A 22,813-nucleotide genomic window follows, 5' to 3' on the forward strand; every position below is an offset into this window, starting at 1 on the left:
GGGTCAGGACTGGGCGGGCGAGTGGAAGGGCAGCCCGGCGTCGGCCACCAGTTCCAGGTCGTCGGTGTCCTCGGCGGGCAGCAGGGTCGGTGTCCCGTCGGTGACGGGGACCACGCCCAGCTCCAGCAGCTCGGCCATCGCGGCGCTGCCGGCCATGTCCCGCACCTGGAGCTGGTAGCGGGCCGTGGTGCGGTACGTGCCGCCGTTGTCGTCGCCGGTCCGTTGCAGGAACCCGGACTCGGTGAGGAAGGCTACGGCCTTGCCGACGATGCCGGTGGTAGAGCCGGCGAGCCGGCGCGCGTCCTTGGTGGCGCCGGTCGCGCTGCGTCGGACCCAAATCCGCCAGGCGGCCTCGAGGCCGGGCGCGTCGGTCGCCGGGTCGGTGTTCTCACCCTGTTCCTCGGCGCGCTCCTCCAGGCGCCGGCAGGCCTGCCGGACGAACGCGTCGACGCCGTTGACCGAGACCCGCCCGATGTAGCCGTCGTCGGCGAGGTCCTCCGGCCGCGGGAACGCCATGGCGGCGACGGCGAGATGCGCCAGCCCGTGCAGGAACCGGTCCCCGCCGTCGGCGGACGTACGGCGCGCGTAGTCGCCCATCCGCACGGCGAACACGGAGTCCTCGGCGGCGGTGACGGCCATGCCCGCGCGCGGGGACACCTCCAGCACGACCAGCCCGAGCCCGGTGGCGACGGCGTCGGCGAGCCGCGCGAACGGCGGGTCCTCGCGGTAGCGCCGCAGCAGTTCCGTGTACTCCTGGTCGCGGGCGGGCTGCAGCTTGGGCTGCAGCCCGAAGGCGACCAGCCGAGCCGCGTCGGCGGCGTCGGCGGGAGTGACGGCGGCGCTCACCGGCGGGGCACCGGCCTCCGGCTCACTCCACTCGACGTGCTCAGTCACGACGGCAACTCCTCGAACTTGAAAACGGAGGGGCGGGTTACCCACCCAGGGGCGCGGGGAACTGCGCGGGCGACCACAGCCGGCCCGCAGCCGAAGAACGACATCACGCGGCCTCCGTCCGACCCGCAGCCATCCCCACCGCATCCAACAAGGCCGTTCCCACGATCAGGTCGGCCCCGCCGAACTCCGGATCGTCCAACTCCGTCCCGTCGTCCACGGCGAACAGCAGCTTCTCCTCCCCCTGCCGGTAAGCCGTACCGACCGGCGGACTGGCCGCGTGCACCGCCAGCAGGGCGACGAGATAGGGCAGATCCGGATCCAGCCGACGAGCCTGGGCGAGCAGTCCCGACAGCCTCCGCGGCGCGTCGGCCGGCAGATCGAGCAGCTCCATCGCCGAGGACAGCTGCTCCTCGCTGAACCGGCTGTCGTCCGGCGTCGCGATGAGCTCCGGCTCGGGCATCTCCGCCCCCAGGTGCTCCCGCTCCATCGGCGGCGTCAGCAGTATGTCGACGAGGTCACCCACCCGCACGGACACCGGCGTACGCAGGCCGGTCCCGCGTGCGAAGAAGGCGTCGGTGACCCGGACCGCCTGCTCCAGGGCCAACGGCAGGACGGGCGCGACGAGATGGCCGTACAGGTCGATCCCCGACGTCGTCATCGGCGTCGCGAAGGCCTGCCGGTCCTGTTCGGCGCGGAACAGCGGCCCGGCCTCCAGCAGCCGGGACTGCAGCTGGGTGTGGCGCCGGATGCAGTCCTTGACGATGTCCACCAACTCGGCGGCGCGGCGCTTCTGCTCCGCGTCCTCGGACTCGTCACGCGCCTTGCGGATGTTCGTGAGGATCGCGTTCTCGTGGCGGTACCGGTCGGCGACGTGGTCAAGGGCCTCGGCGATCATGTCGGGCACGGTGTTGAGCCAGTCGACGGCCCGGACGTTGCGCCGGGTCGCGTCCAGCGCTCTGCGCAGGGTCTCCGAGTACTGCACCGTGCGGTACCGGGCCTGCTCGGCAGCCAGCTGGGCGTCGGCGAGACGGCCCCGGCTGATCAGCACCTCCAGCTTGACCTCGGCGGCGATCTGCGCGCTGGTGACGTCGGTGTCGAGGGCGCCCACGAGGACGTTGACGGCCTCGTCCGTCGTGCGGAGGTAGACGGCACCGCCCGGACCCGGCACCTCCTCGATCAGCTTGAAGTCGTAGTCGCGGCGCACATAGGTGCCGTCCGACGCGAACGTGCCGTACACCGCGCGGAAGCCGCGGTCCACGCTGCCGACGTTGATCAGGTTCTCCAGGACCCAGCGGGCCACCCGCTCGTGTTCGGTGACGGGCCGCTGCGGGGCCTGGGCGGCGATGCGCGGGATGAGCCGGGCGACGATCTGGTCGTGGTCGGCGCCGGTGTCGAAGTCCATGTTCAGGGTGACCAGGTCGATGGCCGCGAGGGCCACCTCCGCCATGCCGTACACCGAGTACTCGCCGGCGAGGTTGGACTTGCGTGCGTCGAGGTCGTGCAGCGGCGCGGTGCAGGCGAGCGCGCGCAGCCGCCGCGCCAGGCCCTCGTCGGCGGCCGGGCCCGGCGCGGGGCGCGGCCCCGCGCTGAGCTGGGGCGGAACGCTGTCCGTCGATGCAGGCGAAGTCACGGTGCACAGACTAGGTCCTCGGTCTGACAAGGACCCAAACGACGCGGATCGCCTCCGGCGGGAGGGCCGGGGCAGCCCCGCGTCCCTAAGGGGCGCCGTCCTCGCCGACCCTGCGGCGGTAGACCTCGACCACCCGCCCCAGGGAGTCGGCGAGGTACACCGCGAGCAGCTTCTCCGCCTCGGCCCTGTCGCCGGCCTCGAGCGCCTGGAGGATCTGCCGGTTGCGGGCGAGGTACGGCTCGTGCAGCGCCCTGGGGTCGTCCACCACGTGGAAGGCGAGGCGCAGCTCGGCGAAGACACTGCGCATCAGCTCGTCGGTGCGGTCGCTGCCGGCGAGCGCGACCAGCTCCCGGTGGAAGTGGATGTTGGCCGTGCCCAGCACTTTCCAGTCACCTTCGCGGGCCGCCCGTCGGCCTTCGGCCACAGCCTCCGCGAGTCCGTCGAGGGCGTACGGCGGCTCACCGAGACCCCGTACGACAGCGCACTCGACGAGGGCGCGGGTCCGGTAGATGTCCTCGACGTCCTCCACCGTCAGCACCCGGACGAAGACGCCGCGGTTCAACTCGTGGACGAGCAGGCGTTCATGGGTGAGCAGCCGGAACGCCTCGCGCAGCGTGTTGCGGGAGACGCCGAGCGCGCCGCCGATGCTGTCCTCCGACAGGCGGGTCCCCGGCGGGAAGAACCCCTCGGCGATACGGCTCCTGAGGATGTCCGAGACCCGTTCGGCCGTGCTGGTGCGGCCCAGGAGGGCGCGGTCGTCGGCCAGTCCCGCCAGCTGCTCTGCCATGCCCGGAATTCAATCGCAGATACAAGAACGAAACAACATGGGTATTGAGGGATCGTTCAACGATCCTCTACCTTGCTACGAACGGCGTCGCCTTCCGCACCGCGACGCCACCGGATTCCGCACGGCACGGCTCAGTCCCTCACGCACCCTCCGTCCTCCCTCTGCGAGGTGCCCATGAGCACGACCCCTCCACCGCAGGCCCTGACCACCCAGGCGCAGCCCGCGACAGACGAACGCCCCGCCGACGACGGGGCGTTGGGCTGGCTGCGGGCCCTCGGTCCGCGCGGCCGCCGGGCATTCGCGGGCGCGTTCGGCGGCTACGCCCTGGACTCCTACGACTACTTCACCCTGCCGCTGAGCATGGTCGCGCTGGCCGCCTACTTCGGGCTGGACAGCGGCCAGACGGGCCTGTTCACCACCGTCACCCTCGTGGTCTCCGCGATCGGCGGCGCCCTGGCGGGCGTGCTGGCCGACCGGATCGGACGCGTCAAGGCGCTGATGATCACGGTGATCACCTACGCGGTCTTCACGGTCGCCTGCGGCTTCGCGCCCAACTACGAGACCCTGCTGGTCTTCCGTGCCCTGCAGGGCCTCGGGTTCGGCGGCGAGTGGGCCGTCGGCGCGATCCTGGTCGCCGAGTACGCGAGCGCCAAGCACCGGGGCCGCACCCTGGGCGCGATCCAGAGCTCCTGGGCGGTCGGCTGGGCGCTCGCCGCGATCATGTACACGCTGGTCTTCTCGTTCGTCGGCGACGACCTGGCCTGGCGGATCATGTTCTGGACGGGCGCGCTGCCCGCACTGCTGGTCATCTGGATGCGGCGCCGGGTGCAGGACGCGCCGGAGGCGATCGCCGTACGGGAGCGGAGCACCCAGAGGGGCTCGTTCGCGGCGATCTTCAAACCCGGCATGTTGCGCACGACGTTCTTCGCCGTCCTGCTCTCCACCGGCGTCCAGGGCGGCTACTACACCCTCGCCACCTGGGTGCCGACCTACCTCAAGACCGAACGCGGCCTGTCCGTCGTCGGCACCGGCGGTTACCTGACGTTTTTGATCTCCGGCGCCTTCCTCGGCTACCTCACCGGCGGCTACCTCACCGACCGGCTGGGCCGCCGCCGCAACATCTGGCTCTTCGCGCTGCTGTCGGCCGTGTGCATCCTGGCGTACGCGAACATCCCGAGCGGCGCCAACACCCTGCTCCTGGTGCTCGGTTTCCCGCTCGGGTTCTGCATGTCGGCGATCTTCAGCGGCTTCGGGTCCTTCCTGAGCGAGCTGTATCCGACGGCGATCCGCGGCACCGGACAGGGCTTCACCTACAACACCGGCCGCGCGGTGGGAGCCGTCTTCCCCACCACGGTCGGCTTCCTGGCCGACAGCTGGGGTGTCGGTGGCGCGCTGGTCTTCGGCGCGATCGGCTACGGACTCGCCGCCCTGGCGCTGCTGGGGCTGCCGGAGACCCGCGGAAGGGAACTCACGTGAACCGCACGGAAGACCGCCCTCGCACGATGACGAACGACCTCCCCCTCACCCTCGTCGACGACCACGCGCACGCGTGGAGCCCGCGGGACGCCCGGACCCGCTTCCGCGCCGGGCTCACGGGCCCCACCGCCGGGGTCGCGGCGGGCCACACCCAGGTCAACCTGATCTCGGTGCCCGCCGACTGGGCCTACGACATGCTGCTGTTCTGCCAGCGCAACCCCAAGCCCTGCCCGGTGCTCGACGTCACCGACGCCGGCTCCTGGAGCACCGTCCTCGCGGACGGCGCCGACCTGCGCACCGACCTGCCCCGCTACCGGGTGTGGCAGGACGGCGAGTTGGTGGACGAACCGACGGACGTGCGCGCGTACTGGCGCGGGGACCTGGTGTCGTTCCTGATCGGCTGCAGCTTCACGTTCGAGTGGGCACTGTCCGAGGCGGGGGTGCCGATCCGGCACGTCGAGCAGGGCCGCAACGTCCCGATGTACGTGACCAGCCGCGAGTGCCGGCCGGCGGGACGGCTGCACGGCCCCGTGGTGGTGTCCATGCGGCCGGTGCCGCCCCAGCACCTGGCGGCCGCCATCCGGGAGAGCAGTCTGCTCCCGGCGGTGCACGGCAGCCCCGTACACTGCGGCGACCCGTCGGCACTGGGCATCGACGACCTCGCCAGTCCCGACTTCGGTGAAGCGGTGGAGGCCGAACCGGACGACATCCCGGTGTTCTGGGCCTGCGGAGTGACCCCGCAGGCCGCGGTGACGGCCTCGCGCCCGCCGTTCGCCATCACCCACGCACCGGGCCAGATGTTCCTCACCGACGCCCGCGACGAGCAGTACCGCGTGGCCTGAGAAGTCCCTTCAGAAGGAGAGACGAAGGATCCATGACGTCCATCGATCTGAACGCCGACCTCGGCGAGGGCTTCGGGCGCTGGCGGCTGACCGACGACGAGCAACTGCTGACCGTCGTCACCAGCGCCAACGTGGCCTGCGGCTTCCACGCCGGGGACGCGGCCACCATGCGGCGGGTGTGCGAGCTGGCGGCCGGGCGCGGGGTGCGGATCGGCGCCCAGGTGTCCTACCGGGACCTGGCGGGGTTCGGGCGGCGCGCGATGGACGTGCCGCCCGCCGAACTGGCGGCCGAGGTGGCCTACCAGATCGGCGCCCTGGAGGTGTTCGCGCGGGCGGCCGGCTCACGCGTGTCGTACGTCAAACCGCACGGGGCGCTCTACAACCGGCTCGTGCGCGACGAGGAACAGGCCGGCGCGGTCGTGGAGGGCGTCCTCCTCGCGGACGCCGCCCTGCCCGTCCTCGGACTGCCCGGCTCGCGGCTCCTGGAGCTGGCCGGCAAGGCGGGGCTGCCGGCCGTCACGGAGGCGTTCGCGGACCGGGCGTACACCGATGAGGGCACGCTCGTCCCGCGCGGTGAGGACGGCGCCGTACTCACCGATCCCCAGGCCGTGGTGGAGCGTTCGGTGGGCCTGGCCCGCCTCGGCAGGGTCGTCTCGCGCTCCGGGGCGTCCGTGGAGGTACGCGCGCGCTCCCTGTGTCTGCACGGGGACACGCCCGGCGCGGTGGACCTGGCACGCCGGGTCCGGGAACAGCTGGAGACGTCGGGCGTCCGGGTGGAGGCCTTCGCATGAGGGCGCTGCCCGTCGGTGACGGTGCCCTGCTCGTCGAGGTGGCGTCGGGCGACGAGGCCCAGGCCCTGCACGCGGAGTTGCTGCGCCGGCGCGCGGAGGGCTCACTGTCGGTGCGTGAGATCGTCCCCGCCGCCCGCACGGTCCTCCTGGACGGCCTCGCCGACCCGGCCCGCCTGGCGTCCGAACTGACGGCCTCCGCAGTCCCACCGGCGCCCCCGCGCGCGGTGGACGTGATCGAGCTGCCGGTGCGCTATGACGGCCCCGACCTGGCCGACGTCGCCGCCCACTGGGGCGTCCCCGAGGAGGAGGTGGCTCGCGTTCACGCCGCCACCGAGTTCCGTGTCGCCTTCTGCGGATTCGCCCCCGGCTTCGGCTACCTCACCGGCCTGCCGTCCCGCTACGACGTCCCTCGCCGGGCCACCCCACGCACGGCCGTCCCGGCGGGCTCGGTCGGGCTGGCGGGCCCGTACACGGGCGTCTACCCGCGCTCGTCACCGGGCGGCTGGCAGCTGATCGGCACCACGGACGCCGTCCTGTGGGACCACGCGCGCGTACCGGCCGCCCTGCTGTCACCGGGCACGCGCGTGCGCTTCGTTCCCAGCGGGCCCACAGGACCGGCGGGCGCGGCATGACGGACCGCGCGCTGTCGGTCGTACGCGCCGGAGCGCTCACCACCGTCCAGGACCAGGGCCGCCCCGGACACGCCCACCTCGGTGTCCCCCGTTCCGGCGCCCTGGACGGCCCGGCGGCCGCGCTCGCCAACCGGCTCGTCGGCAACGGACCCGATGCCGCCGTCCTGGAGACCACGCTCAACGGCTGCGCGCTACGGCCCCGTTCGACGGTCACCGTGGCCGTGACGGGCGCCCCTTGTGCGGTGGCCGTCGACGGGCGCCCGGTCGCCTGGGGCGCCCCGGTGCGCGTGCCCGCCGGAGCACTCCTAGAGGTCGGACCTGCCGTCACCGGAGTACGCGGCTACGTGGCCGTCTCCGGCGGTGTCGCCGTGGAACCGGTACTGGGCAGCCGTTCCACGGACCTCCTGTCGGGACTGGGCCCCCCACCGCTCACGGACGGCACGGTGCTGCCCCTGGGGAGCCCCGAGGCGCTCCACGCGCGCGTGGGCCTCGCCCCCCAGCCGGCACCCCCGGCCGAACTCGTCCTGCGGGTGACGCCGGGCCCGCGCCACGACTGGTTCACGCCGCAGGCCGCCAGGACCTTCACCTCGTGCGTCTACCGGGTGTCGTCCGCGAGCAACCGCATCGGACTGCGCACCGAAGGGCCCGCCCTCGATCGGGCCCTGCCCGGCGAACTCCCCAGCGAGGGCATGGTGCTGGGGGCCGTCCAGGTCCCGCCCGACGGCAGGCCCGTGGTCTTCCTCGCCGACCACCCGACCACCGGGGGCTACCCGGTGATCGCGGTGGTCCGCGCGGCCGACCTCCCGGCCGCCGCCCAGGCCGTGCCGGGCACCCCGGTGCGCTTCGTGGCCGTCCGGCGCCGGTGAACCTCGTACCTGGGCGCCGAGGGTGAACCTCCTGAAGCGGCAGGCCGCTGAACCTCTAAGCAGCGTCCGGCTGTTGCTCAGACCACGCCACCGACAGCGCCGCCAGCGCCGCGGACACCGCCGCGGACGCCCGTAGATCCAGCCGGGTGCTCGTGCCACGCGCGCGGTGCCGCAGTTCGTCGGCGGCGAGCGTCAGGAGCTGGGGCAGCAGGTCCGTGCACCGCCGGGCCACCCAGCCGGTGCCGGCGGTGGCCAGCCACCGCAGGTTCGCCGATCTGGTGGGCGCGGGGAACTCGGGCTCGGGTGAGGGCGGCATCCCGGTCGCGAGGCCGTGCCCCGCCAGCAACGCGTGGAAGCGCACGGCGAGTTGCCGGTGTCCCCGCTCTCCCGGATGCAACCGGTCCGCGCTCCACATCGCGCGGTCCGTGAGCCAGGCGCCCTCGGACGCGTGCAGGTGCACGGCGCCGTACCGCTCGGACAGCGCGTGCACCACGGAGTTGACCGCGCGCTGCCGCCGGGCCAGTGGACGGGCCAGGGCGCCCGGCAGCCCGAGACTGGCACCGGGGTTTGGCAGACAGGCCGTGAGCAGGACCGCGCCCTGCTCGGTGAGGGCCGAGTACACCGTGTCCAGGCGCGCGGCGACGGCCTGGATGTCGAAGGTGCGGCGCAGGGTGTCGTTGACGCCGACGACGACGGACGCGACGTCCGGCCGCAGGGCCAGGCCGGCGGGCAGCTGGCGCTCCAGCACGTCACGGGTCTGCGCCCCGCTCACCGCCAGGTTGGTGAACTCCACCGGCCGCTCGGCGATCCCGCCGGCGAGCAGCGCGGCCCACCCGCGCCACCCCTGCGCGACGGGATCGCCGACTCCCTCGGTCAGCGAGTCGCCGAGGGCCGCGAACCGCTGCGGTCTCATGTCGCGCCCCTGGGCGCGACGGACCGCACGGAGGGCACCGTGTCGTGCGCGTCGAGGAACGCCGCTACGGCCGTGTCCCACCCGAAACACTCCGCACGCGCGCGTGCGGCCTCCCGCCGCTCCCGCACGGCCTGTCCGAGAAGCATCTCCACGGCGTCCGCGAAGGCGCCCCCGTGGTCGGCCGCGACGGCCCCTGCGCAGCCGATCACCTCGGGCAGCGCGGACGACGCGCTGGCCACGACGGGCGTGCCGCAGGCCATCGCCTCCAGGGCGGCCAGCCCGAACGTCTCGGCGGGCCCCGGTGCCAGGCACACGTCGGCGGAGGCCTGGAGCGCGCCCAGCAGCCCACGGTCGGCGACGTACCCGAGGAAGGTCACCGGCAGCCCGCGCTCGCGCGCCCGCTGCTCCAGCCGCGGCCGCAGCGGCCCGTCCCCGGCCACCACCAGCACGGCCCGCCGCCCACGCCGTACGAGCGCCTCCAGGGCGTCCAGCGCGGTCCCCGGGCGCTTCTCCACGGACAGCCGGGTGCAGGTCACCAGCAGGACCTCGCCCTCGCGCGCGTACCGGGCGCGCAGCCCGGGGTCGCGCAGCGCGGGATGCCGTTGCACCAGGTCGACGCCGAGCGGCGCCCGTACGACGTTGCGGGCCCCGATCCGCACGAACTCCCGCTCGGCGAACTCCGTGGTGCACACCACGCGCGCGTACGTGTGCGCCGTACGGACGTTGAGGGCGTCGGCGGTGCGACGGGCCGCCCCCTCGGACAGTCCCCAGGTGCGCAGCACGCCGTCGGCGGTCTCGTGGGAGACCATCACGGCCGGGACCCGGGCGCGCCGCGCCCACCTGCCGGTCCACCGGAGCGTCGTGCGGTCGGAGACCTCCAGGCGGTCAGGGCCCAGCTCCTCCAGCAGCCCGGCGACACGCCGCCGGTCGGTGAGGACGCGGTAGCCGCCGGTGCCCGGGAGCAGCGGGCCGGGCAGGGTGATCACCCGTCCCTGCTCGGTCTCCCGGTCGCTGGCGCGCTCACCGGGCACGATCAGCACGGGCTCGTGTCCCGCCGCCCGGTAGCCCTTGCCGAGCTCGCGCAGCGCGGTGCGCAGACCGCCCGAGGCGGGCGCCACGAAGTTCGCGAGGCGGACCAGCCGCAGCGACCGGCCGCTCATGCCGCCACCACCGTCGTCTGCCGCGCGCCGAGCACATCCTCGTAGTGCCCGACCAACTGGTCGCCGACGGCTGCCCAGGTGCGCCCCTCGACCGTCGCGCGCGCGGCGGCGCCGAACGCGGCGCGCAGACCGGGGTCGGCGGCCATGGACCACACGGCGTCCCGTACGGCGTCGGGGTCGCGCGGCGGGACCAGGAGCCCGGTGCGCCCGTGAGCGACCAGGTCGAGCGGGCCGCCGGCCGCGGGCGCGACGACGGGCACCCCGCTGGCCATGGCTTCCTGCACGGTCTGGCAGAAGGTCTCGAAGGGGCCGGTGTGGGCGAAGACGTCCAGGGAGGCGAAGATCCGGGCGAGTTCGTCGCCGGTGCGGCGGCCCAGGAAGACCGCGCCGGGCAACGCCTGGTCCAGGCTCGGCCTGCTCGGGCCGTCGCCGACGACCACGACCCGGACACCGTCCAGGCGGCAGACGCCGGCCAGCAGTTCGACCTGCTTCTCGGGGGCGAGCCGGCCGACGTAGCCGACGATCAGTTCGCCGTCGGGGGCGAGTGCGCGGCGCAGCGCCTCGTCGCGGAGTTCGGGCCGGAAACGGGCGGTGTCCACGCCCCGCGCCCACAGCCGTACCCGGGGCACGCCGTGCGCCTCCAGGTCGTGCAGGGCCGCGCTGGACGGGGCGAGGGTGAGGTCGGCGGCGGTGTGGACGGAGCGGATGCGGCGCCAGGCGGCCGCCTCGCCCGCGTGGACGTAGGTGCGGGCGTATCCGGCGAGGTCGGTCTGGTAGACGGCCACGGCGGGGACACCGAGTCGGGCGGCGGCTGCCATGCCGCGGACGCCGAGGACGAAGGGGCTGGCGAGGTGGACGACGTCGGCACGGTGCTCGACGATCGCCGCGGCCACGCGTCGGCTGGGGAGGGCGACGCGGACCTGGGGGTAACCCGGGAGCGGCAGGGAGGGGACACGGACGACGGGGCACGGCGCCAGGGCATCGGCCCCGGGCCCGGCACCGGCCGCGGTGGCCGGCGCGACGACGAGCGGGAGGTGACCGCGATCCACGAGGTGCCGGGCGGTCTGGAACGCGCAGTGGGCCACGCCGTTCACGTCGGGGGGAAAGGATTCGGTCACGATGACGACACGCATAAGGGTGTTGTCTCCGTGCTGGACGTGGCCGCGTCAACGTGGATCTTTCCGGACGAGGAACGTCCCGTGAGCGTTGCGCTGCGCACCCGCGCAGGTCAGGCCGTGTCCACGCGCCCCTGACCCGTGGGTCACCCCGAGTTCACCCGGTGCGCGCGACCGCGCCCGGCGAGTTCGGAGGGCGGGCTCCCCCGTGCCCGGATTCCGACCCGGCCCGCAGCGGACCGACACCGCTCTCACATGGCGGCCGCGTCCGGTCCGATCCGGCTGCGTACGGCGGTCTGGACCTCGGCCTCCTCGGCCGGATCCGCGGCGAGGCGCCGCAACCGCTCGACGACCCGGGTGTCTCCGGTCTCGGCGTGCCGGGCGGCGATCTCGCGGGTGGTCTCCTCGCAGTCCCAGAGGCACTCGACAGCGAAGCCGGTGGCGAAGGAGGGGTCGGTGGCGGCGAGGGCGCGAGCGGCCCGGCCGCGCAGATGGGACGAGGCGGTCTCGCGGTAGACGTGCCGGAGCACGGGCGCGGCGCACGTGATGCCCAGCCGTCCGGTGCCGTCGACGAGGGTCCACAGGGTGGGTGCGTCGGGGCCCTCGCCACGCACCGCCTCCCTGAGGGCGGCGAGGACGAGTTCGCTGTCCTTGGAGCCGCCCAGACAGGCGAGCATGCGGGCGGCGGCACCGCCGAGGGGATCGGGGCGTCGGGCCCAGCCGCGCGCCCGGTCGACCGCGGCGATACTGCGCATGCGTTCGAAGGCGTCGACGGCGGCGTCCACCACGACCGCCGAGCCGGTGACCACGGCGACCTCGATCAGTTCGAGGGCGGCCGGATCGTCGCTGTCGGCGAGATAGCGCAAGGCGGTGCAGCGGGCTCCGTCGGTGCCGTCCTCGGCGGCCCGGAGGATCTCCGGCCGGTCCTCGGGGCCGGCAACGGCCGTGAGACAGCGGGCGGCGGGGACATGGAGGGCGGCGCCGCGTTCCATGCCTTGCTGGGCCCACTCGAAGACCGCCTGCACACTCCACCCCGGCCGGGGCCCGGATGGTCGCATCTGCCGCTGCCAGCGGTCGAAGGAGCCGGCTTCCTGAGCGGCACGCACGCGCGTGGCGACGGATTCGCGCGGATCGTCGGCCCACAGCCGCCAGGGCCGGGGCTCGAAGGCGTCGCGCACGACGGCAGCCAGTTCGGCCTCGCCCTCGGGATCGGTCGCGAAGCGCGCCAGGACGGGTGCCGCGAGGGCACGCAGTCCGGCGTCGTCGTCGCGCAGCGCCAGTTCGTCCAGGGCCCAGGCCCAGTTGGAGCCCGAGGCGGCGTACCTGCGCAGCAGTTCGAGCGCGTCCCGCCTGCCGTACGAGGCGAGGTGTCCGAGGACCGCGAGGGCGAGCCCGGTGCGGGACTCCTCGGTGTCCAGGGTGTCCTCGACGTCGAAGAGGTGGGCCTCGATCTCGTCCAGCTCGCCGTTCAGGTCGAGGTAGAGACGGGCGTAGTAGAGGGAGCGGTTCTCCACCTGCCAGTCGTGGCGGGGATCGCGCAGCACGCAGTGGTTCAGCGCCGCGAGCGCTTCGGCGCGCGGTGCGGTGAGCGCGTGCAGAGTGCCGTCGCCGCGGCCCCGCTGGAGCAGGCCGAGCAGCGTACCGCTGGGCGCTATGACCGGATCGAACATGGGAAACAGCCTCACATCAAGCGTCGACGCAACCGGGATCCTGCATTACCTGGCCGCGTGACAACACGTCGGGGCGCCCGCCGTTTCCTGCTTGCTGTAAGCCATCTTCCTCTGCCTCTCGTCGGTGGCCCATGCGGACCGTCACGGCCCGCGCGGTGCGGCATCACCTGCCCGGCCATCGCGTCCGTGAATCACGACGTCATGATGACTCGGCAGTTCCATCTGCCGCGACCGAAATTTCGGCGGCCTGTTACCGCCTCCCCCGTTTTCCGTGTCCGCCCTGGTCAGAGCGGGCGTGTCAGTGTGCGTTGAACAGTTCGAGCAGCTGTGTCTTACCGAACATCCGGGCGGTGTCGACGGCCGACGGGGTTCCCGCGGCAGGGTCGGCGCCACCCTCCAGAAGTGCCTTGATGACGTCCCCCTCGCCCTTGAAGACGGCCCCGGCGAGCGGGGTCTGGCCTCGGTCGTTGATGCGGTCGCCCTCGGCGCCCCGGGCAAGGAGGGCGCGGACGGTGCCGGCGTGACCGTGGTAGGCGGCGAGCATCACCAGGGAGTCGCCCCGGTCGTTGGTGAGGTTGGCCGGAACGCCCGCGTCGACGTACGCCACGAGCGCCTCGGTCTGCCCCTGCCGGGCCAGATCGAAGATCTTGGTCGCCAGCTCCACGACCTCGGGGTCGGGGGCTTCGCTCATCGGACCGTCCGCCTCTCAGTACAACCGTTCAGGTGAATCGCCAGGGTACTGGCTCGCGCGGCACATGACCCGATGTGCCGGAGGTAAAGATCACCGCAGACCCGGCCGGGCGCAAGAGGGCGGCGCAGGAGGGTCCAAGACGGCTCCGCCACCTGGGGGAAATCTCCAGAAAATCACTCAGTTGCACCTTTTATCGTATGGATACATCCTGTGATCCTGGAAGTACTCATGGTGACTGTCCCCACGAACCAGGAGAACCCAAATGATCCTGTCCATCTCAGGTGTCGTCCTTCTCGGCATCATCGTCTTCCTCTTCTTCAAGAAGGACGGACTCAAGGCCTCCCACGCCTTGGTGGCCGCGCTCTTCGGCTTCTACCTGGCCAGCACGGCCATCGCCCCGAGCATCAAGGCCGGCGGCGAGAGCCTCGCGAGCCTCCTCGGCGGAATCAAGTTCTGACGCCCGTCCCGTCCGTACGCACCATCAGGAGACAGCTGTGGCCCGGCGCCCCCTCCCCCGCATCCTGAGCACAGGCAGCGCGCAGATCGCCCGGAGCCGGGAGCTGGCCCGGACGGCGGCAGACAGCGCCACCGACGTCCTCCACCCACTGATCACGATCACTCGCGGTCTGCGCCGGCTGGCCTCGGCCGGGCGGCGCAAGTGGGCCGACACCCCCAAGGACAAGCGCGGTCCGCTGCTCTTCCTGGTGGCGTCGGTGATCCTGGTCGTGGCGCTCGTGCCGTACGGCCCGCTGCTCGCCGTCATCACCCTGATGACGGCGGCAGCATGGCAGGGCCGCGACCGCGGGCAGCCGGATTCCGACGGCCCCGACGAGTCGCAGATCCAGCGCCTCCAGGCGCTCTACGAGGCCCTGGTGCCGTACTTCTCGGCGGCCGAGGACCCGGCCCCGCTCTATTCCCACGGCGGCGAGTGGGAGAAGGCCTTCCCCGCGTACGACTTCGACGGCAGCGGCCGCATCACCCACCTGCTGATCAGCTACCCGGCGTACTTCACCGACGGCGAGGCGGAGTCCCGCGCCCGGATCGAGCAGTTGCTGCACGCCAAGTCAGGCCGCGACCGCGAGTACCACTTCGCGTGGGACGAGGAGGGCAACCAGCTCACGGTGACCGTCCTCGCTCCACTGCCCGTCGACATCGCCGCGCAGCGCTTCGTCACCTCCCCCGGCGAGACGGTCCTCGGCTTCACCGACCCCACCCAGGTCCGGCGCACGCTTCCGCTCGCCTACGGCGAGGAACAGCGGGACGTGCCGCCGGTCGTCTGGCGCACCGGTATCCGCTCCACCGAGCCGCACCTGCTGGTCATGGGCCAGCCGGGCACCGGCACCTCCACCCTGCTGCGTTCCATCGCCCTGCAGGCCCTCCAGCACGGCGATCTCGTGATCGTCGACGGCGGCGCCACCGGTGAGTACGCCTGCCTGACCGGCCGGGACGGCGTCCTCGCGGTGGAGTGCGGGCTGGCCGGGGCGCTGGCGAGCCTGGAGTGGGCGGCCACCGAGACGGAGCGCCGCCTGATCGCGGTCAACCACGCCCGTCAGGCGGGCCACCCGCCGCCGGACGACACCAAGCGTCCCCTGTGGATCCTCCTGGACCGTCCGAGCGCCTTCGCCCACGTGGCCGCCGCGGACGGCCGCAAGGACCCGCAGTCCCTGCTCCAGGTCCCGCTCCGGCACGGCCGCGCGGCGAACGTGACGGTGGTCGTGGCCGACCAGTTCGACAGCGCGGACGTCCTGACCGACGCCGTGCGCCAGCACACGCGTGCGCGTGTCGTCCTCGGCCCGGCCACGACCGACCAGCTGACAGCGGTCCTGGGCGCGCTCCCGCGCACCACCCCGGTCACCGAGGTCCCGCCCGGTCGCGGCTACGCCCGCCTCGGCACCGGCCCGGTCCACCGGCTCCAGGTCCCGGCCACCCCGGACCCGTACGACGACGCGACCAGCGACGCCGACCGTCAGGCGGTACTCGACCTGCTGCCGCCGCGCACGACGCCGGCGGACGGCGAGAACCTGCCGGAAGCCCTTCCGACGGACGGCGGCGTACTGACGAAGGCGGTGCCCATGGACGGCGAGGCCGTGCCGGAGGCAGTGCCCATGGACGCCGAGAGCCTCCCGGAGACGGTTCCGGCGGACGCCGAGAGCCTGCCGGAGGCGTTGTCGGCCAAGGCCGCCATGGCGGAGAAGACGCCGTCGTAGCCGCGCCCGAGGCATTCGGGGCCCCTTACGCCACGAACGTACGAGGGCCCCTCACGCCACGAACGTACGCGGGGCCTCCCCGCCCCCGGCCTTCCCGCTCTCCACCAGCCGGGCCGCCGCAGCGAGCCGCGCCGCCGCCTCCTCGGCCACCGCACCCCCCACGGTGAACGGCAACCGCACATACCCCTCGAACGCCCCGTCGACCCCGAACCGCGGCCCCGACGGCACCCTGACGCCCACCCGCTCCCCCACCTCCGCGAGCCGTGACCCGGACAGCCCGCCCGTCCGCACCCACAGGGTGAGCCCGCCCTGGGGCACCTCGAACTCCCACTCCGGCAGCTCCCGCCGGACCGCGGTCACCAGCGCGTCCCGGTTGTCCCGGGCCTGACTGCGCCGCACCTCCACCGCCTGCGCCCAACCCCCCGTACTGAACAGCCAGTTCACCGCCAGCTGCTCCAGCACCGGCGTGCCCAGATCGGCGTACGCCCGCGCGGCGACCAGGCTGCGGATCACGTCCGGAGCGGCACGCACCCACCCGATCCGCATCCCGGCCCAGAAGGCCTTGCTGGCCGACCCGACCGTGACGACCGTCGAGCCGGCGGGGTCGAAGGCGCAGACGGGCCGCGGCATCTCGACCTCCGGGTCCAGCCACAGCTCGCTCATCGTCTCGTCGGTGACCAGCACCGTCCCGGCCGACCGGGCCGCCTCCACCAGCCGACGCCGCTGGTCGTCGTCGGCGAGCGCGCCGGTCGGGTTGTGGAAGTCGGCGACGACGTAGGCGATCCGAGGGGCGGCGTCCCGCAGGACCTGCCGCCAGCGGTCCATGTCCCAGCCGGTCAGCCCCTCGGCCATCGCGACGGGCACCAGCCGGGCGCCCGCCTCCCGCATCAGCTGCAGGATGTTGGCGTACGAGGGCGATTCGACGGCGATGCGCTCACCGCGGCCCGCGAAGAGATGGCAGATCGCGTCGATCGCGCCCATCGCGCCGGTCGTCACCATGATCTGCTCGGGCATCGTCGGGATCCCCCGCGCGGTGTACCGCTCGGCGATCATCGCGCGCAGTGCGGGCAGCCCGGCCGGATAGTCGCCGTGCGTGTGGGCGTACGGCGGGAGCTCCTCCAGGGCGCCCTGCACGGCCCGGGTCAGCCACGGCTCCGGGGCCGGGAGCGCCGCGCAGCCCAGATCGATCATCGAGCCGAGGGCCTCCGGGGGCAGGGGTTCCAGGCCGCGCGCGGGCAGCGGGTTGCCGGCCGGGACCGCCGTCCAACTGCCGGCACCACGCCGGGACTCCAGGAACCCCTCGGCGCGCAGCGCCTCGTACGCCGCCGCGACCGTCGTACGGCTGACGGACAGGGAGAGCGCCAGCTCTCGCTCCGCGGGCAGCCTGGCGGCGACCGGGACCCGGCCCTCGAGCACCAGCAGCCGGATGCCGTCGGCCAACGCCCGGTAGGCGGGCGGACGGCGCGTCCCCGGACCGGCCGGGCGGTCCTGCTGGGAGTTGAGCAGCCGGGCGAGCTGCGCGGCCCCCATCGCCGAAGTCCACTGCCCCATGGAAATCAGTCCACCTTCCCGGAATTGGCCATGGATGAAGTTTCCACCCAAGCCACATGGTGGCACGGGTCAGGCCACTGCCACCACACAGGAGGAACCACTTGTCCACGAAGAGCCCGAGCCGTCTCGGGCGCCGGTTGATCCAGCTGTACGTCGGGCTGGCACTGTACGGGGCGAGTTCGGCGCTCCTCGTCGAGTCGGGGCTGGGCCTGGAGCCCTGGAACGTGCTCCACCAGGGCCTGGCCGAACTCACCGGCTTGTCGATCGGCGTGGTGTCGATCCTCGTGGGCGCGGCGGTGCTGCTCCTGTGGATCCCACTGCGCCAGCGCCCCGGGCTCGGCACGGTCTCCAACGTCTTCGTGGTCGGCGTCGCCATGGACGGCACGCTCGCCGCCCTCCCCGAGGCGCACACCCTCACCGTGCGGATCCCGCTCCTGCTCACCGGGATCCTCCTCAACGGTGTGGCCACCGGCCTCTACATCTCGGCCCGCTTGGGACCGGGGCCGCGGGACGGGCTGATGACCGGCCTGCACCAGCGCACGGGACGCTCGACCCGGCTGACGCGGACGGCTGTCGAGGTGGCGGTCGTGGTGACCGGCTTCGCGCTGGGCGGCACCATCGGCATCGGCACCCTGCTGTACGCGGTCTCGATCGGACCGCTCGCCCAGATCTTCCTGCGCGTCTTCGCCCTCCCGTCGGCATCCGAAGGCAGCACGGTCGTTGCCGGCGGGCAACCGCGGCAGGCGATACTTCGACCGTGACCCCGCGGATACGCCACCCCTACCTCGACCATCCCGGTCCGATCGCCTTCGCCCACCGCGGTGGCGCCGCGGACGGCCTGGAGAACACCGCGCTGCAGTTCCGGCGCGCGGTCGAGGCGGGGTACCGATATCTGGAGACCGACGTCCACGCCACCGCGGACGGCAGGCTCGTCGCCTTCCACGACACGACCCTGGACCGGGTGACGGACGGGGCCGGCCGGATAGCCGACCTGCCCTTGACGGAGGTGCGGCACGCACGCGTGGCGGGCAGGGAACCGGTACCCCTCTTCGAAGAGCTGCTGGAGGCCTTCCCCGAGGCGCGCTGGAACGTCGACGTGAAGGCGGAGCCGGCACTTCTGCCCCTCCTCGACCTGATCGAGCGCACCGACTCCTGGGACCGCGTCTGCGTCGGCTCGTTCTCCGAGGCCCGGCTGGTCCGCGCCCAGCGGCTGGCCGGGCCGCGCCTGGCGACGTCGTACGGCACCCGCGGGGTCCTCGGCCTGCGGCTGCGCTCCTGGGGCCTGCCGTCGGCGGTCCGCCGCTCCGCGGTCGCCGCGCAGGTGCCGGAGGTCCAGTCGGGCATCCAGGTGGTCGACCCCCGCTTCCTGCGCACCGCGCACGCGCTCGGGCTCCAGGTGCACGTGTGGACGGTGAACGAACCCGAGCGCATGCACCGGCTCCTGGACCTGGGAGTCGATGGCATCATGACCGATCACATCGACACACTGCGCAAGGTCATGGAGGACCGGGGCATCTGGGTCTGACCCGTCCCGTTTCCAGCCCGCGCACGGCACCTTCACGGGGAAGCGAGGGCACGGGTGGGCACCGACACCGTGCGGGCGGGTTCGGCGGACGAGGCCGCCGAACGGCGGCGCGAACAGCGTGGCTGGTACTTCTACGACTGGGCCTGCTCCGTCTACTCGACGAGCGTGCTCACCGTGTTCCTCGGCCCCTATCTCACCTCGGTCGCCAAGTCCGCGGCGGACGCGGACGGCTTCGTGCACCCGCTGGGGATCCCGGTGCGGGCCGGTTCCTTCTTCGCGTACTCGGTGTCCCTGTCGGTGATCGCGGCCGTGCTGGTGATGCCCCTGGTGGGCGCGGCCGCCGACCGCACCGGCCGCAAGAAGCCCCTGCTGGCGGCCGCCGCCTACACGGGGGCCGCGGCGACCACGGGCATGTTCTTCCTCGACGGCGACCGCTACCTGCTCGGCGGCGCCCTGCTGATCGTCGCCAACGCCGCCCAGTCGGTGGCGATGATGCTCTACAACTCCTACCTGCCGCAGATCGCCCCGCCCGAGGAACGCGACGCCGTCTCCTCCCGGGGCTGGGCCTTCGGCTACGCGGCGGGCGCCCTGGTCCTCGTCGCCAACCTGGTCCTCTACACCGCCCACGACTCCTTCGGGCTCTCCGAGAGCGCCGCGGTCCGCATCTGCCTGGCGTGTGCGGGTCTGTGGTGGGGCGCCTTCGCGCTCATCCCGCTGCGCCGGCTGCGTGACCGGCGCAACGAGACGAGCAAGGCGACCGCCCCCGGAGTGCGGCAGCTCGCCGCGACCGTCCGCGACATGCGCCGCCACCCGCTGACCCTGGCCTTCCTGCTGGCGTACCTCGTCTACAACGACGGCATCCAGACCGTGATCTCGCAGGCGTCGGTCTACGGCTCCGAGGAGCTCGGTCTCGGGCAGTCCACGCTCATCGGGGCCGTGCTGCTGGTCCAGGTGCTCGCGGTGGCGGGAGCGCTGACGATGGGGCGGCTGGCCCGGATCTACGGCGCGAAGCGCACCATCCTCGGCTCCCTGGTCGCCTGGACGCTCACCCTGGGCGCCGGATACTTCCTGCCGGCCGGGGCACCCGTGTGGTTCTTCGTCCTGGCCGCCGGGATCGGACTCGTCCTCGGTGGCAGCCAGGCGTTGTCCCGGTCGCTGTTCTCCCACCTGGTGCCGCCGGGCAAGGAGGCCGAGTACTTCGCGGCGTACGAGATGAGCGACCGCGGCATGAGCTGGCTGGGCCCGCTGCTGTTCGGGATCACCTACCAGGTGACCGGAAGCTACCGGGACGCGATCATCTCGCTGGTCGCGTTCTTCGTCGTGGGATTCGTGCTGCTCGCGCGGGTGCCGGTGCGGCGGGCGATCGGCGACGCGGGCAATCCTGTTCCTGAGAGGATTTAGCGTTCGACACGAAAGCGCTGTAGTGTACGCGTTTGGCCTGCCAGGCGTACCGTTACTGCGCGTCAATGATGCCGAAACGCTGGGTGACATCTGCTAGCAGATGTGACAAACCGGGCGCTGGTGGGTACAACAAGGGGCGGCTACGACGGCGACGCATGGCCCCGGAACGGGACACGGATCGGGAATCTTTACCGCCGACCGGACGTTGACCGGATGACGACGACAGCGACACCTGTCCTGTGGGCGACAAGCCCGGGAGGCACGATTCATGAGTGAGCGAGCTCTTCGCGGCACGCGCCTCGTGGTGACCAGCTACGAGACGGACCGCGGCATCGACCTGGCCCCGCGCCAGGCCGTGGAGTACGCATGCGAGAAGGGACATCGCTTCGAGATGCCCTTCTCGGTCGAGGCGGAGATCCCGCCGGAGTGGGAGTGCAAGGTCTGCGGGGCCCAGGCACTCCTCGTTGACGGCGACGGCCCTGAAGAGAAGAAGGCCAAGCCCGCGCGTACGCATTGGGACATGTTGATGGAACGGCGCACCCGCGAGGAACTCGAAGAGGTCCTCGAGGAGCGTCTGGCTGTTCTGCGCTCCGGCGCGATGAACATCGCGGTCCATCCGCGAGACAGCCGGAAGTCGGCGTAGTCCCTTCGGGGCCTGGGCGGACACACACCGCAAAGCGAGTAACCGCGGGCGCCGTACGTGAGTTTCACGTACGGCGCCCGCGGTTTTCGTGTCCGGAGGTGGCTGCCCTTCGGACCAGGGCAGCCCCTGCCTCCCGGCTCAGCGCGTCAGCGGCGGCCGCGGGTCCTGCGGGGTGTCCCGGGGCTCATCCCTGATGACCTCGCCCTGGACCACCTTGCCGTCGGGGCGCTGCATCCGGGCCTGCTGGAAGGCGTCCCCCAGAGGGCTCTGGGCGGCCGCCTCGCGCAGCTTGCGGTCCACGGTCCGCTCCGCGTAGCGACCGAGGGCCTTCTGGACCGGCGGGATCAGCAGGAGCAGACCCACGGCGTCGGAGATCATGCCGGGGATCATCAGCAGCAGGCCGCCGAGCATCATCAGGCCGTTGCCACCGCCGTTGGACGAACCCGAGGGGGCCCCGCCGCGCTGCAGCGCCTCGTTCAGGTTCTGGAAGGCGCGCCGGCCCGCCCGCTTGATCACCACCGATCCGAGCACGAGGCCGGCGAGCAGCAGCAGGAGCACCACGACCACGTTCGTCGCTGAGGCGACCACGGTCAGCAGCCAGATCTCCAGCACCAGCCAGGCGGCGACACCCAGCGGCAGAAAGGTGCGCAGCCGGGAGCGCCGGGGCCGGGCCGGGTACGTGGGGGTCGAAGCGCCAGTCGTCATGCGTCCAGTGTGCCTGGGCGCGGCTCAGCAGGACATAAGCGGGTGATCAGCCGTGCCTGTGAGGCCGGGGAGCTACGGCCGTGAGGGCTTGCCCCGGCTCGCGATCCTGCCGACCCGCTCCCCCACGCCCCACGTCGTGACGCGCCACAGCGCCTCCACGAGGATGTCGCGGCTCATCTTGGAGTCGCCGTGCTCGCGCTCCACGAAGGTGATGGGCACCTCGACCACGTGGTAACCGGCCTTGACGGCGCGGCGGGCGAGGTCGACCTGGAAGCAGTACCCCTGGGAGGCGACCTCCTCCAGCCCGAGGCCTTCGAGGGTCTCGCGGCGGAACGCGCGGTAACCGCCGGTGATGTCCCGCAGCGGCAGGTCCAGGGCGACGCGGGAGTAGAGGCTGCCGCCCCGGGAGATGATCTCGCGGGACCTGGGCCAGTTCACGACCCGGCCGCCGGGCACCCAGCGGGAACCGAGGACCAGGTCGGCGCCCTTGAGGGCGGTCAGCAACCGGGGCAGTTCCTCGGGCTGGTGGGAGCCGTCGGCGTCCATCTCGACGAGGACGCCGTAGCCGTGTTCCAGGCCCCAGCGGAAGCCGGCGAGATAGGCGGCGCCGAGGCCCTCCTTGCCCTTGCGGTGCAGGACCTGGACGTGGTCGTCGTCGACCGCCAGTTCGTCGGCGAGCTTGCCGGTGCCGTCGGGGCTGTTGTCGTCGGCCACCAGCACGTGGGCGTCGGGGACGGCCTCGCGCACCCGGCCGACGATCGCCTTGATGTTCTCCGCCTCGTTGTAGGTCGGAATGATCACCAACGTCGTGCCGAGCGGGCCGAACTGTCTCCCCCGGTCCTGTGCCGCGAGGGTCCCGTCGCCGTCGTTCACTGCTGCCCCTTCAAGTCCGTACGCAGAGGTCCACCATAGTGGCCGCTGCCTGCGATGACGTGACAGGACGTAAGTATGGTGGTGTCGTTTCCACAAAAACGGGGTATGAGTGCGCTCTTCGGGACTGTGCGTATCGCGTACAGGGCTGAGCGTGCTGCGGATGGGGGCCCGGCGCTCTTCGGGCCGACCTGGGGCCCGCTGGCTGCGGGTCGACCTAAAGCCGTTGTCTACTGAGCGCCCGGGCCCCACCCGGGTCACACCTCCCCGACCGGCCTGAACGTTCCCTCGTCGTGGAGCGGACGCTGAGCCTGGCTCCCAGTGGCGGTGCCCCGGTGCGGCACACCGTCCCTGACCCAGCGGCGCGGCGGCGAGTGCGCGGACGTTCCCCGGTCGGGCGTCCGGGGGTGGACTCGGCCGAACCTACCGGCCCGCTGCCGTCGG

At 72.7% G+C, this 22,813-nt stretch carries 22 protein-coding genes; 11 read left to right on the top strand and 11 right to left on the bottom strand.

Annotated elements, in window-relative coordinates; translation table 11 throughout:
• Positions 1–3 precede the first annotated feature (3 nt).
• The 3 genes from AQJ84_RS24615 to AQJ84_RS24625 form a co-directional block, all read right to left on the bottom strand.
• Positions 4–894 carry a hypothetical protein gene (locus AQJ84_RS24615; protein ID WP_053192438.1) on the bottom strand — a complete coding sequence of 297 codons (891 nt, stop codon included), beginning with the start codon at positions 892–894 and terminating at the stop codon, positions 4–6.
• A 103-nt stretch (positions 895–997) separates the two neighbouring features.
• A complete protein-coding gene (locus AQJ84_RS24620; RefSeq protein ID WP_030038650.1) occupies positions 998–2,524 on the bottom strand; it encodes a hypothetical protein in 1,527 nt (508 codons plus the stop codon).
• An 85-nt stretch (positions 2,525–2,609) separates the two neighbouring features.
• A complete protein-coding gene (locus AQJ84_RS24625; RefSeq protein ID WP_030038649.1) occupies positions 2,610–3,311 on the bottom strand; it encodes a GntR family transcriptional regulator in 702 nt (233 codons plus the stop codon).
• A 174-nt stretch (positions 3,312–3,485) separates the two neighbouring features.
• Here AQJ84_RS24625 and AQJ84_RS24630 point away from each other — a divergent pair, with 174 nt between their 5' ends.
• Genes AQJ84_RS24630 through AQJ84_RS24650 form a run of 5 tightly spaced genes read left to right on the top strand, consistent with a single transcriptional unit; the run spans position 3,486 to position 7,918 of the window.
• Positions 3,486–4,787 (top strand): MFS transporter, encoded by a 1,302-nt coding sequence (locus AQJ84_RS24630; protein ID WP_053192436.1) that lies wholly within the window; start codon positions 3,486–3,488, stop codon positions 4,785–4,787.
• 26 nt (positions 4,788–4,813) lie between these two features.
• Positions 4,814–5,629: a putative hydro-lyase gene (locus AQJ84_RS24635; RefSeq protein ID WP_107082789.1), complete on the top strand. Its 816-nt coding sequence runs from the start codon at positions 4,814–4,816 to the stop codon at positions 5,627–5,629.
• 32 nt (positions 5,630–5,661) lie between these two features.
• Positions 5,662–6,420 carry a LamB/YcsF family protein gene (locus tag AQJ84_RS24640; protein WP_030038645.1) on the top strand — a complete coding sequence of 253 codons (759 nt, stop codon included), beginning with the start codon at positions 5,662–5,664 and terminating at the stop codon, positions 6,418–6,420.
• A complete protein-coding gene (gene pxpB, locus AQJ84_RS24645; RefSeq protein WP_030038644.1) occupies positions 6,417–7,052 on the top strand; it encodes a 5-oxoprolinase subunit PxpB in 636 nt (211 codons plus the stop codon). The genes AQJ84_RS24640 and pxpB overlap by 4 nt, the downstream gene beginning before the upstream one ends.
• A complete protein-coding gene (locus tag AQJ84_RS24650) occupies positions 7,049–7,918 on the top strand; it encodes a 5-oxoprolinase subunit C family protein (RefSeq protein WP_030038643.1) in 870 nt (289 codons plus the stop codon). Before pxpB ends, AQJ84_RS24650 begins: the two co-directional genes overlap by 4 nt.
• A 55-nt stretch (positions 7,919–7,973) precedes the next feature.
• Here AQJ84_RS24650 and AQJ84_RS24655 read toward each other — a convergent pair whose 3' ends face one another.
• The 5 genes from AQJ84_RS24655 to AQJ84_RS24675 form a co-directional block, all read right to left on the bottom strand.
• On the bottom strand, positions 7,974–8,831 hold the full coding sequence (locus AQJ84_RS24655; RefSeq protein ID WP_030038642.1) for an SGNH/GDSL hydrolase family protein: 858 nt from the start codon (positions 8,829–8,831) through the stop codon (positions 7,974–7,976).
• Positions 8,828–9,991, bottom strand: a complete 1,164-nt coding sequence (locus tag AQJ84_RS24660) for a glycosyltransferase (RefSeq protein WP_053192434.1) — start codon at positions 9,989–9,991, stop codon at positions 8,828–8,830. Before AQJ84_RS24660 ends, AQJ84_RS24655 begins: the two co-directional genes overlap by 4 nt.
• Positions 9,988–11,124, bottom strand: coding sequence for a glycosyltransferase family 4 protein (locus AQJ84_RS24665; protein WP_053192433.1), 1,137 nt, complete (start codon positions 11,122–11,124; stop codon positions 9,988–9,990). Before AQJ84_RS24665 ends, AQJ84_RS24660 begins: the two co-directional genes overlap by 4 nt.
• A gap of 233 nt (positions 11,125–11,357) precedes the next feature.
• Positions 11,358–12,776: a hypothetical protein gene (locus AQJ84_RS24670; RefSeq protein WP_053192431.1), complete on the bottom strand. Its 1,419-nt coding sequence runs from the start codon at positions 12,774–12,776 to the stop codon at positions 11,358–11,360.
• 298 nt (positions 12,777–13,074) lie between these two features.
• On the bottom strand, positions 13,075–13,467 hold the full coding sequence (locus tag AQJ84_RS24675) for an ankyrin repeat domain-containing protein (RefSeq protein WP_030038636.1): 393 nt from the start codon (positions 13,465–13,467) through the stop codon (positions 13,075–13,077).
• Between the two features lie 262 nt (positions 13,468–13,729).
• On the opposite strand from AQJ84_RS24675, the gene AQJ84_RS24680 reads away from it, so the two are divergent.
• A complete protein-coding gene (locus AQJ84_RS24680) occupies positions 13,730–13,924 on the top strand; it encodes a hypothetical protein (RefSeq protein ID WP_015661880.1) in 195 nt (64 codons plus the stop codon).
• Between the two features lie 37 nt (positions 13,925–13,961).
• Entirely contained in the window at positions 13,962–15,674 is a 1,713-nt protein-coding gene (locus AQJ84_RS24685) for a P-loop NTPase family protein (protein WP_053192429.1), read from the top strand.
• Between the two features lie 51 nt (positions 15,675–15,725).
• Here AQJ84_RS24685 and AQJ84_RS24690 read toward each other — a convergent pair whose 3' ends face one another.
• Positions 15,726–17,225 (bottom strand): SCO1417 family MocR-like transcription factor, encoded by a 1,500-nt coding sequence (locus AQJ84_RS24690; RefSeq protein WP_030038635.1) that lies wholly within the window; start codon positions 17,223–17,225, stop codon positions 15,726–15,728.
• Positions 17,226–17,326: 101 nt separating this feature from the next.
• Between AQJ84_RS24690 and yczE the strand changes: the two genes are divergently transcribed.
• The 4 genes from yczE (at position 17,327) to AQJ84_RS24710 (ending at position 20,794) form a co-directional block, all read left to right on the top strand.
• Complete coding sequence (yczE, locus tag AQJ84_RS24695) at positions 17,327–17,986, top strand: membrane protein YczE (protein WP_030038634.1); 660 nt, start codon at positions 17,327–17,329, stop codon at positions 17,984–17,986.
• A complete protein-coding gene (locus AQJ84_RS24700) occupies positions 17,983–18,750 on the top strand; it encodes a glycerophosphodiester phosphodiesterase (RefSeq protein ID WP_053192427.1) in 768 nt (255 codons plus the stop codon). The genes yczE and AQJ84_RS24700 overlap by 4 nt, the downstream gene beginning before the upstream one ends.
• A 54-nt stretch (positions 18,751–18,804) precedes the next feature.
• Positions 18,805–20,151, top strand: a complete 1,347-nt coding sequence (locus tag AQJ84_RS24705; RefSeq protein WP_053192425.1) for an MFS transporter — start codon at positions 18,805–18,807, stop codon at positions 20,149–20,151.
• 268 nt (positions 20,152–20,419) lie between these two features.
• The gene (locus tag AQJ84_RS24710) at positions 20,420–20,794 is read left to right on the top strand and encodes an RNA polymerase-binding protein RbpA (protein WP_003977404.1); all 375 of its coding nucleotides are present in this window, start codon (positions 20,420–20,422) and stop codon (positions 20,792–20,794) included.
• A gap of 138 nt (positions 20,795–20,932) precedes the next feature.
• Here AQJ84_RS24710 and fxsA read toward each other — a convergent pair whose 3' ends face one another.
• The gene (fxsA, locus tag AQJ84_RS24715; RefSeq protein WP_053192423.1) at positions 20,933–21,499 is read right to left on the bottom strand and encodes an FxsA family membrane protein; all 567 of its coding nucleotides are present in this window, start codon (positions 21,497–21,499) and stop codon (positions 20,933–20,935) included.
• A 72-nt stretch (positions 21,500–21,571) separates the two neighbouring features.
• A complete protein-coding gene (locus tag AQJ84_RS24720; protein ID WP_030038632.1) occupies positions 21,572–22,372 on the bottom strand; it encodes a polyprenol monophosphomannose synthase in 801 nt (266 codons plus the stop codon).
• Between the last annotated feature and the right edge of the window lie 441 nt (positions 22,373–22,813).

This window comes from Streptomyces resistomycificus (genome assembly GCF_001514265.1).
Lineage (GTDB): Bacteria > Actinomycetota > Actinomycetes > Streptomycetales > Streptomycetaceae > Streptomyces > Streptomyces resistomycificus.